The organism is Cobetia sp. 14N.309.X.WAT.E.A4, assembly GCF_030397495.1.
Classification (GTDB): domain Bacteria; phylum Pseudomonadota; class Gammaproteobacteria; order Pseudomonadales; family Halomonadaceae; genus Cobetia; species Cobetia marina.
Genome location: NZ_JAPNXT010000032.1, coordinates 1 through 632, shown reverse-complemented (window position 1 = coordinate 632; position 632 = coordinate 1). Strand labels below are relative to the sequence as shown.

Annotated in this window: 1 protein-coding gene; it reads left to right on the top strand. The window is 61.9% G+C overall.

Going from position 1 to position 632, the window contains the following annotated elements:
* The coding region (locus OW493_RS17170) for a VCBS domain-containing protein (protein ID WP_289864991.1) at positions 1–632 on the top strand (632 nt) is incomplete at both ends.

The following is a 632-nucleotide window of genomic DNA, read 5'->3' as shown; positions in this document are numbered from 1 at the left end:
TGACGACGTCACGCCGAGCGTCACCGCGGTGACCGCCACCGGTGACACCGATGGCCTGAGCAATGTCGAGCTGCTGAGCATGCTCTCCGTCGATGCCGATGCGATCATCGCCAACACCGAGAATGACGGCACGCTGAACTGGACTTTCGACAGCAGCAGTGTCGCTGGCGAAGCCTTCGATCACCTCGCAGTGGGCGAGAGCCTGGTGTTGGATTACACCGTGGTCGTCACCGACAGCCAGGGTGTGACCGCGGAGCAGGTCGTCAGCATCACCATCAATGGCAGCAACGATGCGCCGGTCATTGCCATTGAAGGCGACGACAGTGCGAGCGAGTCGCTGACCGAGACGGATGACACCCTGACCACCGCCGGTACGCTCTCCGTGAGCGATCTGGATACCACTGACGAAGTCACGCCGAGCGTCACCGCCGTGACCGCCACCGGTGACACCGATGGCCTGAGCAATGCTGAGCTGCTGAGCATGCTCTCCGTCGACGCTGACGCGATTATCGCCAACACCGAGAATGACGGCACGCTGAACTGGACTTTCGACAGCAGCAGTGTCGCTGGCGAAGCCTTCGATCACCTCGCAGTGGGCGAGAGCCTGGTGTTGGATTACACCGTGGTCGTCA